We start from the raw sequence: 13,563 nt of genomic DNA, 5'->3' as shown, positions 1-13,563 counted from the left end.
AATATGCAGTACAATAAAAATATCCTGTACGGATCCAGTGTCATAACTGAACCCGCCAGGATATTTTTTTATGTAGTAATATCGATCAGTGAAACTGAGGGATATTATTTGATGCGGATCTTGAATGTTGCTTTCTTTCCAGATCCGTCTGTTGCTTTGGCAGTGATGGTAACTGTACCTTTTTTGCCTTTGATGGTTTTGACTTTACCGTATTTGTCAACGGTAGCAAGTTTTGTATTGCTGGAAGACCATGCAAGTGATCTGTTTGCGCTTCCGCCCTGAGAAGTAACGGCTGCGGTTACTTTTGTGGACTGACCGTTGGTAACGGTAGTTTTTCCGGAAAGCCTGATGCTCTTTACAGAACCTTTCATGCAGGCAAGGGTGATTCTTGCATATTTCTTGCTGCCATCTTTTGCAGTAGCTGTGATGGTGACTTTTTTGCCGCCTGCATTTTTGTTGAAGGTTACAATACCGGTAGAGCTGACAGTTGCGATTCTGGTATTGCTGGATTTCCAGGTTACTGCTTTGTTTGTTGCATTGGAAGGAGTGATTGTAGCTCTGAGCTGTACTCTTTTGCCTGCTGTGATGTAGCGGGAAGGAGCAGCTGCAAGTTTGATGCTGGTTACTTTGTAAACTGGGTTGGCAACAGTAACTTTGCATGTTGCTTTTACTTTTCCTGCCGTAGCGGTGATCACAGCAGTACCTGCTTTCACTGCTTTTACAGTACCGTTAGCGGATACAGTTGCAACTTTGGTATTGCTGGATTTCCATACAACTTTGTCTGTTGTATTGGAAGGTGCAACAGTGGCCTTTAATGTAAAGGACTTACCGGTAGTGATTTTTTTGCTTGTAGCATTCAGCGTAACTTTGGCAGCGGCTACAGGTTTCTTAACCAGTGCTTTTACAGCTGCTGTAATATCAGAAGCCATCTTGTCAACATCGGCCTGCTGGTATACGGTACAGTTTTTGTTAACTGCGTCTACAGCAGCTCTTACAGCAGCAACCGTTTCGTCAGTGTAGATGGAGAGATCCTTTGGAACAGCAGCCAGAGCCGCATCTACAGCGGTGTAATCAGCAGCAGCAACCGGTGTAATGGTAAGTGTGCCATTTGTCTTGCTTACATTGAAGACACGCTCATACCAGGTACCATTTTTTACAGAATGGAAAGAGAAGATTACTTCTTTGTCAAGATAATCTGTAGTAGCTTCTCCACCCATAGCGTTTGCCTTCATATTGAAAGAAACTTTGCGGTCTGTGATGTCAGCCGTTGTTTCAGCTTTTGCTGCATCTTTGGCAAAACCGATAAATACTTTGTCAAAGCTGTCGCTGCCCATGGTCAGGTGAAGGATTTCCTTATAATTGTTAGAATTTGGTCCGCCGATGGTTTCAAGAGAAGCAGCAGCAACGTTGAACATCTTAACGCTGTTGTCAACGGTCAGATCTTTTGTATGATCGTAATCACCGGTAACTAAAGTAGCAGCGTCTTGATCGATCACAGCCTGGCGAGGATAGAAAGCTCTTTTCAGAGAGTTCTTGCCTTCTTCATATTTGGTAAGGTAGCTGTTGGAGATAGCTACGATCGGAAGGTATGTCTCGCCTTCTGCTACAGGGACAGTAAACTGCCATTTACCGTTAACTTCTTCACCGGCGATCCAGTTGTCTCTGTTATCACCATTTGCAACAGCTTCTTCATAAGTACCTTTGTACAGATAATGATAACCTGTTCCGTGAAGGGTAAGGATGAGATTGCCGTCTCTGAGAATAGCTTTTTCAACGTTAAACATTAATGTTTCGTTTGTAACAGTGAGAAGTCCTCTTTCAACCAGAGCGTTGACCGCATCGGTGATAGCGGTGGCCAGTTTGTCAACGTCATCCTGTGTTGCAGCTTTGTATGTACCGCTAAGTGCTTTCACGGCAGAAGTAACAGCATTGGCTGTTTCGTCTGTATAGATGGAGAGGTCTTCAGGAACAGTTGCCAGAGCAGCATCTACAGAAGAATAATCCAGGGCAGCCTGTTTGTTCATGCCGGAAGCATCAATATCGCTCTTGTCAGTATCTGCCATGGAGGTGGTGTCAAAAGTGATGGCCTGGACATTGCTCCATTTTGAGCCTTTGTTGACGTTTGTGGTCTTACTGAAGCTTGCATAAACAGTATCACTGAGGCTTGCAACAGGAATGGTATAATAGTAGGAAGAATCCGCAACATACCAGTCAACCTTGTGCTGAGTAGCAGCAGCTATGTCGTCTGCCGTTGTACCATTTACGAGAGCCATGTAGTTTCTGTTCTCGTTTGCCTGATGCATTTTTACGAGATAAGTGCCGTCGTCCTGCTTGGTAACGATAGCATCATCCATGGCATACATGCCGGAAGCAACACCTTCACTGTTGGTAACAGAAACTTTGATGGAATGAGTCTTGGCTTCTTCTACAGCTTTTTTGACCAGAGCATTGACTGCATCGGTGATGGCCTGTGCCATCTTGTCAACATCAGCCTGCTGTGCCATAGTATAATCTCTTTTAACTGCTGCAACGGCAGCTCTTACAGCATCAGCTGTTTCATCAGTGTAGATGGAGAGGTCTTCCGGAACAGTGGCCAGAGCTGCATCTACAGATGTGTAATCAGCAGGACCGTTTGTAGCCGGAAGTTTGTTGATATCGGATGCAACTGCATCTCTTTCTTCGGTTTCTGCCATGGAACTGACATCAAAGGTGATTGTCTGAACATTTCCCCAGGCTTTGCCTGCATTTACATTTTTGGTATAGCTGAAACTTGCATAGAGGGGATCTGTCAGACTGGCAACAGGAATGGTATACCAGTAGCCGTCGTCTCCACCAGCAACATACCAGTCAACCTCATGATTGGTTGCTTTGTTTTTATCATCTGTGAGAGCCATGTAGTTTCTGTTTACGTTTGTCTGGTGCATTCTTACCAGATAAGTGCCATCGTCCTGTCTGGTGACAACAGCACTGTTCATAGCGTACATGCCGGAAGCAACCCCTGAACTGTTGATAACAGAAACTTTGATAGAATGAGTTCTGGCTTCTGAGACATCCTGTTCAGATGTCTCACCAGATGTAAATACATCTGCTTCATCCGCACTGAAGGTAGATGTATCTGCTGTAAATTCATCAGTTGTCAGGTCAGAATCCTCTGTCGTAATGTCGGCCGCTAAAACAGAATCCTCTGTGGAAGTGGAAACTTCTTCTGAATCAGAAATTTCTTCTTCGGGTACTACGTCAATTTCTTCGACTGCTGCAAAATCCAGATCCTCCGCAAGAACTGAGACTGAAGCTGCCGGAGTAACTGCCAGTGATGCACTGAGAAACAATGCTGTCAGAATTTTACTTCTTTGTTTCATTTTCATAATCTCCTTATTATTGAATAAAATTGAGGCATCATGAAGGATGCCCTGTGCAACTGGAATGTCCCGCGAATTACATTCTGTTATTAATCATATCACTTCTTGTTAAAAATAACAAATGCTAACAAGAAAAAACACTGCTTTTTCTGTGCATATTGGCACATTTTTGGCAGTACAAATCAGGCTCAGACTATTGCACTAGGATGCATATATTGCTATAATAAAGCAGAATATAGGAACTCCAGTGCTGTCACTGACAGATAATAGGGAATCAGGTGCGAATCCTGAACGATCCGGTCACTGTAAGCGTAAGAGAGGATTGCAGAAGCCATTGCATGTGAAGTTGTGTGAGAAGGCGTGATCTTAGAATACTCTGCAAGTCAGGAAACCTGCTGGAGAATCAGTGAAAAGCTTCCGAAGAAAGCAGAATTTCACAGAAACGAAACATCCGGTTATGCAAAGAAGGATGTTTTATTTGTGCGACTGAAGTCTACTCATCTGGATCGGAGAGTAGGCTTTATATTTTTGCAGTGTAAGAGGAAAAATCCTATATGAGATACTTACAGAAATGCGTTTTATAAGAGGAGAGAGGCATATGCATTCGAAAAAATTTCTCGCTGCATTCCTTGCATTGAGTATAACAGCTGCACCACAGGCATCGGTCATGGCATCAGCAGAAAATGCATCGGCGCAGGAAAGCAGTGAAGACTCATCAGGAGAATCTGATGAAAATACAGCTCAGGAAACAGAAGAAACTGATGCGGGCGAAACAGAGCAGAACACAGACGATGTATCATCAGGAGAAGAATTCCTTCAGATAACAGACAAAAAAGCGTATGCAGAGGATGATTCCATTCTGATCGAGATTGTCTCTGCCAATACAACTTATAACAGAGTATATATCGGAAACAGAACAGACGAAGACCGCACACCGGTAATTGAGGGCTCTCTGGATGAAGCGGGCAGATATCATTATCTGTTTTATATCGACCCGAAGTACCTTGGTGAAAAAGCGGCTTATGTCCCGGGAAATACAGAGGATGACAGCTGGTATACAGAGGAAGAACTGTATTTTATGCTTCCGTCTGAAGTATCAGAAACACCTGTACAGGAAACAACGGATACAGCAGAACCTTCTGAAACAGTACCGACAGCAGAAGAAAATACTTCTGCAGATAATTCCGGCGAAGGAATGATTTCAAAGAGCTCAGACAGTTCAGACAGCGATTCTGCTTCTCTCTGGCAGATCGGAGCACTGGAAGAGACTGGTGCAGAGCAGACTACAGCAGCCGAGGACTATCGTATTGAAAGTCTGGAAAAAGACAATACGACAGAAGACAGTATTGCTGAGACAGAAGCAGATGCCGTTTCCATGGCAGATGGTACGTATAAAGCAGATGATTTCTCATTCAGCGGCGGTACAGGAAAAACAAAGATCACCTGTGAAGGGATTACTGTAAAAGACGGTCAGACCTATGCAACGATCAAATTCAGCAGCAGCAGTTTTACGAAACTGGTTGTGGACGGCAAAGAATATCAGCCTGCAAGTAACGAAGGCGGTTCTTACTTTGAGATTCCGGTGACTTTTAATACAGATATGACGATCACCGGAACGACGATCGCCATGACAGAGCCGCATGATATTGAATACGTTATCCATATCACAAAGAGCGGTGCAGCCACACCGGATGCCACTCCGACAGTCACACCACAGCCGACAGCCACACCGAAGCCGACTTCTGCACCATCCAGTGATATTCCGAAGGATGGAACCTATACAGGCACGGTGACACATGTATCTGGTACGGCTACGATGTTCAAGATCAATGCATGTGAGATTACGGTCAAGAATGGTAAGGTTACTGCAAAAATCACATTGAGTGGAACAGGATACGACAGGCTGTTTCTTGGAACCAAAGAAGAGGCTTTGAAGGCGGCAGACAGCAAGCTGATTTCCTACAAAGTTGATGCAGAGGGTAAATATACCTATGAATTTGCATTGGAAGGTCTGAACAAAGATACGAAACTGGCTGCGCGCTCTCATCGTTACTATGAGGCTGGTGATAAGGATAAAATGTGGTATGACCATACGCTGAAATTCAACGTAGATACCAGCAATTCCGGAACTGGCGGAGATGGTTCCAAAGATGATAATTCGAACGGAAATAATTCAGGGAATAACTCTAATGGAAATAACAGTTCCAATGGAAGTAACTCCAATGGAAGCAGTTCCAGCGGCAGCAACAGTTCCAATGGAGGCAGCACCGGTGGAAGTGGTTCTAATGGAAGCAGTTCTGGCGGCAGTTCAACTGGTTCCGGCGGAAGCAGTGGATCCGGTGGAAGCAGCTCGAGTACAAATAACTACAAATCAAATACAGATGGCAAGACAAGCCAGGTAGATTCTTCTGCCGGCGGCTTAAAGGATGGGGAATATGGCTCTGATCAGTTCTCTTTCTCCTGGTCAGGTGGAACAGGTACGCATGGCCTTAATATTACCTGCGACAAGATCAGCGTCGAAGATGGACAGGCATGGGCGTATGTGACATTCAACAGTGGCAAATGGATCTATGTGAAAGCAAGTGGAAACCAGTATGATCCGGTAGATCAGGGGGACAAATACAGTACCTTCAAGATCCCGATCCAGCTGAATGCCAACAATAAAGTCGTAGGCTGTACAACAGCGATGTCCAAGCCGTACGAGATTGAATATACTCTGTATTTCGGCATGGATATCCCGGACAGCAGTTCCGGCAGTAAGAGTTCCGGTGGCAGCAGTGTGACTGCAAAGGCAGCAGGAAATTCCACAAAGCTTGCAGACGGTCAGGAAGCCGAGACAGATGCTGGCACCGTATACAAGGATGATGCGGCGCCAAAGATCACAGGTCTGGAATATATGAGCTCCCTGAAACTGGAACATTCCAAAATGTTCAAGATCCATTATTACAACAACGATATGACCGTGCTTGAGATCACTCTGAATGATGAGTTTGGCAAGGACAGTGTGGATCTTACACAGAATAACGCGGCACAGACTTCCACAGACGGCACGAATGAAGAAAGTACAGCAAAGACTTCCAGTGCGGATGGAGAGGAGAACGCAGCGACAGAACAGGATTACGCAAAACTTTATAAGCAGGAAGTCATCCGCTACCTTCTTGTTCCTGAGGACAAAGCCGATCAGATTCCGGCAGGAATCGACAAATCTATTATTGTGATCCAGCTTCCGATGGACAAGACATATGTTGCTTCTGACGTGGCACTGGAAATGATCGATAAGATCGGTGCAGACAAAAATGTATCTGCGGTTTCTGCGACAGCAGACGACTGCAAGATCGCTGCAATCAAAGAATCCCTTGGAAAAGGCGATATCATTTCAGCAGGCACTTATGATAAAGCAGACCTGAAAGAACTTGTAAAAAATAAATGCAAACTGGCGATCGTACCGTCCGATATCCTGACAGCGAAAGCAGAGGATACAGGGGACGACAGTACGGAAGATACTGCTGATGCAGAACAGACGGATGATGCACAGAGCGATGAAAACCAGATCGCAGCGAAATATCCGGAAATGACTGCCTTTGCAGAAAAACTTGCAATCCTCAAGATCCCGATGATCCTGGATCGTTCCAAAGATGAGAAGGATGTCCTTGCAAAATATGAGTGGAGCAAAGTATATGGGGCTCTGTTCGGATGTGAGAAGGAAGCGTCCAAACTTTATGAAGCTGCTGTAAGCGGACATAGCGGAGATAACTCAGAAAGCTCAGACACATCGGAAAGTACAGATACAACAGAAAATACAGATACAGAACAGTAACACAGTAATCATGGGAGCGGGCGGTCTTCGGATCGCCCGTATATAAAAATCGGAGGATAAAATAAGAATATGAAAGAAAGAAGTACAGGAAAACTGTGGCTGCCGCTTATGGCAGCATGCCTTCTCATGATGGGGATTTTCAGCCTGTCCGTGAGCACAAAAGCAGCAGATAACGATTCCTCTGCACCGGAGATCCCCGGCCTGACTTTTCAGTCAGAAATGCAGAATGAGTTTGCAGAATGCTTCCATATATACTATTACAACGATGACTATACTCTGATCGATGTGCCGGACAGCGGCCAGTTCCTTCTGGTACCGGAAGGAAAGAGTGCCCCTGACGGACTGGATGAGGATATCGTGGTGCTTCAGAAGCCGCTGGATAATATTTACCTGGCAGCGACATCTGCAATGTCTCTTTTTTCTTCCCTGGACGCACTGGATGACATCAAGTTTTCTTCCCTTCAGGCATCTGGATGGTATGTTGATGCGGCAAAACAGGCAATGGAAAACGGCGACATCGTTTTTGCCGGCAAATACAGTGAGCCGGATTATGAACTTCTCGTAAATTCCGGATGTAATCTGGCAATTGAATCAACGATGATCCTTCACACCCCGAAGGTACAGGAGATGATCGAGCAGATGGGAATCCCTGTATTCACAGACCGTTCCAGTTACGAAAACCATCCGCTTGGACGTACCGAATGGATCAAAGTTTATGCAGAAATGGTTGATAAGAGAGATGAGGCGAAAGAATTCTTTGACGAACAGGCAAAGATCATCTCTGATCTGAAAGATTTCAAAAATACAGAAAAAACAGTCGCTTTCTTCTATATTAATACAGATGGCTCCGTAGTCGTAAGAAAACCATCCGACTATGTGCCGAAGATGATCGAGATCGCAGGCGGTCGTTACGTTCCGACACAGGTGGACTCTGAGGAAGAAACAAAGCGTTCTTCCGTGCCGATGACGATGGAAGAATTTTATACACAGGCGATCGATGCGGATTATCTGGTATACAATGGAACGATTGATGATCCGATTAACAGCGTGGATGACCTTCTGCAGAAGAGCGAACTTTTTGCAGACTTCAAGGCTGTCAAAGAAGGCAATGTATGGTGTGCCGGCAAATATCTCTACCAGGCAACCGACATTGTAGGAAATATGATCACAGACATTCATCTGATGCTCACCGGCGGAGATGCGAGCCAGATGACCTTTATGACAAAAATTGATTAAATACAGGAGAAAACATGATGAAAGCACAGACAGGTGAGGGCACCGGAACCTTCCACATGGAAAACTTCCGGCGGCGTTCACGTTACGCAGCAGTATTTGCAGTACTTGCAGCGGCACTTTTTGCAATTCTGATATTAAACATCAATACCGGAACGACAAACATTCCGGTCTCACGTATCCTGAAGATCATTTTCCTGCGGGAAGGTGCACAGACAGAATACAATATTATCTGGAAGATCCGAATGCCGCGTCTTCTGATGGCGGCGATCCTGGGCGGTGCACTGTCCCTTTCCGGATTTCTGTTACAGACCTTTTTTGAAAACCCTATCGCCGGACCATACCTGTTGGGTATTTCTTCCGGAGCCAAAATGGTCGTAGCACTGGCAATGATCTATTTCCTGGAGAAATTCAACAAAGTTTCTTCCTATACATTAGTAATTGCCGCTTTTATCGGATCTCTGATAGCAACAGGATTTATCCTTCTGGTATCCAGACGCATCAAACATATGGCGACACTTCTGATCGCCGGAACTATGATCGGTTATATCTGCTCTGCGATCACGGATTTTATGGTTACGTTTGCAGAGGATTCCGATATCGTAAACCTTCATGGCTGGTCCCAGGGAAGTTTCTCCGGTATGAGCTGGAGTAATGTACATATTGCAGCAGTGATCGTAGCTGTTGCAGTCGCACTGACATTTATGCTCTCCAAACCGATCGGTGCCTATCAGCTGGGCGAAGCTTATGCACAGAGCATGGGCGTTGATATCAAGGTCTTTCGTGTGACACTGATCCTTCTGTCCAGTATCCTTTCGGCTACAGTAACTGCTTTTGCGGGTCCGATCTCTTTCGTGGGAATCGCAGTTCCACATCTGGTAAAACAGGCACTGAATACTTCCAGGCCACTGGTCGTCATTCCGGGAACCTTCCTGGGAGGAGCAGTCTTCTGTATGCTCAGTGACCTGATCGCAAGAACAGCATTTGCACCGCTGGAACTGAACATCAGTACCGTAACTTCAATCTTTGGCGCGCCGGTTGTCATCGCAATGATGCTGAAACGTCAGAAAGGAAAACAGTGATATGGCAGAGCAATATATAAATATGGATAATCTGGCAGTTGGCTATAACGGAAAAGCCCTGATCCATGACATCTGTATCGGAATCGAAAAAGGAGAGATCGTGACACTGATCGGACCGAATGGTGCCGGCAAATCCACGATCCTCAAAAGTATCACACGCCAGCTCAAGATCATTTCCGGAAATGTAAAGATCGCAGATGCAGATCTCTCTAAGCTGTCTTTCCGTGACCTGTCTACCAAGATGGCGGTAGTCCTGACGGACCGTATGAAACCGGAACTTATGACCTGCCATGATATTGTGGCTACCGGACGTTATCCATATACCGGCAAGCTTGGAATCCTGAGCAGGGAAGATGAGCAGAAGGTTGATGAAGCGATGGAAGCAGTCCATGCACAGGAACTTGGCGACCGTGATTTTAACGCGATCAGTGACGGACAGCGGCAGCGAGTTCTTCTGGCAAGGGCAATCTGTCAGGAACCGGAGATCATCGTTCTGGATGAACCTACTTCATTCCTGGATGTGCGTTACAAACTGGAACTGCTTTCAATCCTCAGAAATATGGCAAAGAAAAAAGGAATCACCGTGATCATGTCGCTCCATGAGATCGATCTGGCTGAAAAAGTGGCCGACAAGATCATCTGCGTAAAAGGCGATCGCATTGCACATTACGGAAAACCGGAAACGATCTTTAAGGAAGAAGCGATCCGTGATCTTTATGGAATTGACAATGGATATTTTGACCCGGTCTTCGGAAGCCTGGAACTTCCAAGACCAGAAGGAGAACCAAAGACCCTGGTCATCTCCAGCGGTGGAACCGGAATCCCAATTTACAGAGAACTGCAGAGAAAAAATATCCCATTTGCAGCCGGGATTCTCTATACCAATGACATCGACTATCAGCTGGCACGCCTTCTCGCTGTACGGACTGTGACAGAGAAGCCGTTTGAGGAGATCAGTGATGAGACATTTGCAGAAGCCATGAAATTGGTGGATTCCTGTGAAAAAGTCATTGATGCCGGAGTAACAGTGGGGAAAACGAACAGCAGAATCGCAGAGTTGATCGAAAAAGCAAAGAATGATAAAAAACTTGAAAAAAGATGACAGAATCACGGGGACGGAGTTATATGGCACTTCAGGGTCATTAACTCCGTCCCCGTGGTTCGTCATGGGTATAACTATCCAGTATCCCATCGATCGACCGATGCAGATACGGCCTATATTCACTGAGTGAAACCGGCTGCTGATAAAGAATACAGCTGTAACAGGTGGAGCTTGCCAGCTCGATCACCGAAAACAACATCATATCCGGATGTTCATACGTATGTTCATCCTTCTCAAGAAGTCCGAGATACGCATCATAAAATACAAGATCTTCGTCTGGAACTTTGTCATCCAGAGCTGCCTGAAAGACACCCCAGGAAAGATTGCGGGAAATAAACATCAGAAGAGGAGAGTCACTTTCCAGGGCATCCAGAATAAAATCGATCATAAAGTGAAGCTGATTCCTAAAGCCTGTGATCTCCTGGTCGATCACGGCACGGTAAGCCTGGTAAAAAAGCTCCGAGGTCTTGTGTGATACCAGTTTATTTCGAATATCATATTTGTCTTTAAAATAAAGATAAAAGGTCCCCTTGGCGACGCCTGCTTTGTTTACGATATCAGAGATGGTCGTCTGGTTGGTGCCTTTGGTGGTAAAAAGCTCGAATGCAGTATTGAACAGCGCATCTTTCTTTTTCTGCTTTTTTACTTCTACTTTTCCCATAAAATCTCTCCTTCTGACCATACCTTTTGTGCTTTATTATAATCAAAAATGACCAGAAGTCAATATTAATTACGGACCAATCAACACAATGAAAAAAATAAGTTGTTTTTTGGACACTTTCGCATAATCGTATATTGACTAACAGTCAGTTTTGGTATATAACTCTTAATGATGAAAAGAAAATGACTGATAGTCATAAATGAAAAAGATAGTCAACAAGGAGGACATGATGATTAAGGTCGGTAAATGGATAGCGAAGCATAAAGTGCTGATCGTACTGATCAGTATGATTCTGCTGATACCGTCAGTGATCGGTATGGCGGCAACAAGAGTCAATTACGATATCCTTAGTTATCTGCCGGATTCCCTGGAAACTGTAGAAGGCCAGGATATCATGGTAGATGAGTTCGGAATGGGTGCGTTTTCCATGGTCGTTGTGGAAGATATGGACCTCAAGGACGTAGCAGCATTAAAAGAAAAGTTTCAGGATGTAGAGCATGTAAAGGATGTTCTGTGGTATGACAGTGTGGCTGACTTAAGCATCCCGGTAAGCATGATCCCTGATAAATTCAAAGATGCATTTTTTAATGGCGATGCGACCATGATGATCGCACTGTTTGACAATACAACTTCCTCTGATGCTGCGATGGAAGCAGTTACAGACATGCGTAAGATCGCAAATGAACAGTGCTTTATCAGTGGTATGTCAGGTGTTGTAACAGATATCAAGAACATTGCCCTGGAGGAGATGCCGATCTATGTTGTGATCGCAGCAGGACTTTCCCTTCTGGTACTGCTTCTTGCAATGGATTCACTCGTGGTTCCAATTCTGTTCCTTTTGAGTGTAGGTCTGGCGGTCCTGTATAACCTTGGAAGTAATATTTTTCTCGGTCAGGTCTGCTACATTACCAAATCACTGACGGCGGTACTTCAGCTTGGTGTTACAATGGACTATTCCATTTTCCTGCTGAACTCGTTTGAAGCATATAAGAAGAAATATGATGAGAAAGAACGTGCGATGGCACATGCGATCGCAGATACCTTCAAATCCGTAGCGGGAAGTTCCGTTACTACGATCGCCGGTTTCCTTGCACTGTGTGTTATGACCTTTGCCCTGGGACGTGATATGGGTATCGTTATGGCGAAGGGTGTTGTGATCGGAGTTGTCTGCTGTGTAACTGTTCTTCCGGCAATGATCCTCGTATTCGACAAGGCAATCGAGAAGACAAAACACAAGGCTCTGCTTCCGAACATGGACAAAGCTTCCGGTTTTATCACCAAACATTACAAAGTATGGCTGATCGTATTCCTCGTACTTCTGTACCCGGCAATCTATGGAAACAACCATACACAGATCTACTACAATATTGATAAATCTCTTCCGGCAACCCTGGCAAGTAATGTTGCAAATGATAAACTGAAAGAGGATTTTGATATGAGCACGATGCATATGATCCTGCTCAGGAATGGTCTGGACAGCAAACAGAAAACACAGATGCTCGACAAGATCGATGAAATAGACGGAGTAAAATGGTCTCTGGGTATGAACTCCCTGATCGGACCAAGTTTCCCGGAATCCATGATCCCTTCCAATGTCAGGGAAATGCTGGAATCAGACAACTACGAAGTGCAGTTTGTCTGCTCTGAATATTCATCTGCAACAGATGAATGTAACGCACAGCTTGCTTCCATTCAGGAGATCGTTAAGGAATATAGTCCGGACTCCATGGTCATCGGTGAGGCACCTCTGATGAAGGACCTTCAGGATACGACAGATGTCGACCTTCAGCGAGTAAATATCCTTTCCATGGCAGCAATCTTCGTGATCATCCTGTTTGTATTCAAATCCATCTCCCTGCCGTTTGTACTTCTGGCGGTTATCGAGTTTGCGATTTATGTAAATATGGCAATCCCGTATTATCAGGGTGTAACCCTTCCGTTCGTTGCAAGTATCGTCATCGGTGCGATCCAGCTTGGAGCAACCGTAGACTATGCGATCCTGATGACAAGCAATTACCAGAAACAGCGTCATCTTGGCAAGACCAAGAAGGAATCTATTTCTATTGCACATAAATTCTCCATGAAGTCTATCATCGTAAGCGGATGCAGCTTCTTTGCAGCAACCTTCGGTGTAGCTCTTTACTCACAGGTAGATATGATCGGTTCGATCTGCACTCTGCTTGCGAGAGGTGCGGTGATCAGTACGGTCGTTGTACTGCTTGTACTTCCGGCGATGTTTATGGTATTTGACCCGATCATTGTTCGTACATCAAAAGGCTTTTTGCCGGACAAAAAATAAAATCAACACA

The 13,563-nt window shown here is 45.0% G+C and carries 7 protein-coding genes and 1 riboswitch; of the genes, 5 read left to right on the top strand and 2 right to left on the bottom strand.

Features of this window, described 5'->3' with window-relative positions; genetic code table 11:
- Positions 1-104: 104 nt before the first annotated feature.
- The gene (locus WMO75_RS00500) at positions 105-3,359 is read right to left on the bottom strand and encodes an Ig-like domain-containing protein (protein WP_349077469.1); all 3,255 of its coding nucleotides are present in this window, start codon (positions 3,357-3,359) and stop codon (positions 105-107) included.
- Positions 3,360-3,587: 228 nt separating this feature from the next.
- Positions 3,588-3,773, top strand: a riboswitch (cobalamin riboswitch).
- A 184-nt stretch (positions 3,774-3,957) separates the two neighbouring features.
- Between WMO75_RS00500 and WMO75_RS00495 the strand changes: the two genes are divergently transcribed.
- The 4 genes from WMO75_RS00495 (at position 3,958) to WMO75_RS00480 (ending at position 10,593) form a co-directional block, all read left to right on the top strand.
- The gene (locus tag WMO75_RS00495) at positions 3,958-7,176 is read left to right on the top strand and encodes a hypothetical protein (RefSeq protein ID WP_349077468.1); all 3,219 of its coding nucleotides are present in this window, start codon (positions 3,958-3,960) and stop codon (positions 7,174-7,176) included.
- 69 nt (positions 7,177-7,245) lie between these two features.
- On the top strand, positions 7,246-8,412 hold the full coding sequence (locus WMO75_RS00490) for an ABC transporter substrate-binding protein (protein ID WP_022214932.1): 1,167 nt from the start codon (positions 7,246-7,248) through the stop codon (positions 8,410-8,412).
- A 17-nt stretch (positions 8,413-8,429) separates the two neighbouring features.
- Positions 8,430-9,491 (top strand): FecCD family ABC transporter permease, encoded by a 1,062-nt coding sequence (locus WMO75_RS00485; protein ID WP_118251953.1) that lies wholly within the window; start codon positions 8,430-8,432, stop codon positions 9,489-9,491.
- 1 nt (position 9,492) lies between these two features.
- Complete coding sequence (locus WMO75_RS00480) at positions 9,493-10,593, top strand: ABC transporter ATP-binding protein (RefSeq protein WP_022214934.1); 1,101 nt, start codon at positions 9,493-9,495, stop codon at positions 10,591-10,593.
- A gap of 40 nt (positions 10,594-10,633) precedes the next feature.
- Here the strand turns inward: WMO75_RS00480 and WMO75_RS00475 are convergent, their stop codons facing one another.
- Positions 10,634-11,254, bottom strand: a complete 621-nt coding sequence (locus WMO75_RS00475) for a TetR/AcrR family transcriptional regulator (protein WP_022214935.1) — start codon at positions 11,252-11,254, stop codon at positions 10,634-10,636.
- Positions 11,255-11,483: 229 nt separating this feature from the next.
- Between WMO75_RS00475 and WMO75_RS00470 the strand changes: the two genes are divergently transcribed.
- A complete protein-coding gene (locus WMO75_RS00470) occupies positions 11,484-13,553 on the top strand; it encodes an efflux RND transporter permease subunit (protein WP_022214936.1) in 2,070 nt (689 codons plus the stop codon).
- The last annotated feature ends 10 nt before the right edge of the window (positions 13,554-13,563 follow it).

Source organism: Blautia intestinihominis (assembly GCF_040096655.1).
GTDB lineage: Bacteria > Bacillota > Clostridia > Lachnospirales > Lachnospiraceae > Blautia_A > Blautia_A intestinihominis.
Note: the sequence above shows the minus strand (reverse complement) of the source record. Positions and strands in the feature narration are given on the sequence as shown.

Bases quoted from the DNA above. Each gene is read 5' to 3' on its own strand.
- WMO75_RS00500 (WP_349077469.1), bottom strand. From the start codon at position 3,359: ATGAAACAAAGAAGTAAAATTCTGACAGCATTGTTTCTCAGTGCATCA.
- WMO75_RS00495 (WP_349077468.1), top strand. From the start codon at position 3,958: ATGCATTCGAAAAAATTTCTCGCTGCATTCCTTGCATTGAGTATAACA.
- WMO75_RS00490 (WP_022214932.1), top strand. From the start codon at position 7,246: ATGAAAGAAAGAAGTACAGGAAAACTGTGGCTGCCGCTTATGGCAGCA.
- WMO75_RS00485 (WP_118251953.1), top strand. From the start codon at position 8,430: ATGAAAGCACAGACAGGTGAGGGCACCGGAACCTTCCACATGGAAAAC.
- WMO75_RS00480 (WP_022214934.1), top strand. From the start codon at position 9,493: ATGGCAGAGCAATATATAAATATGGATAATCTGGCAGTTGGCTATAAC.
- WMO75_RS00475 (WP_022214935.1), bottom strand. From the start codon at position 11,254: ATGGGAAAAGTAGAAGTAAAAAAGCAGAAAAAGAAAGATGCGCTGTTC.
- WMO75_RS00470 (WP_022214936.1), top strand. From the start codon at position 11,484: ATGATTAAGGTCGGTAAATGGATAGCGAAGCATAAAGTGCTGATCGTA.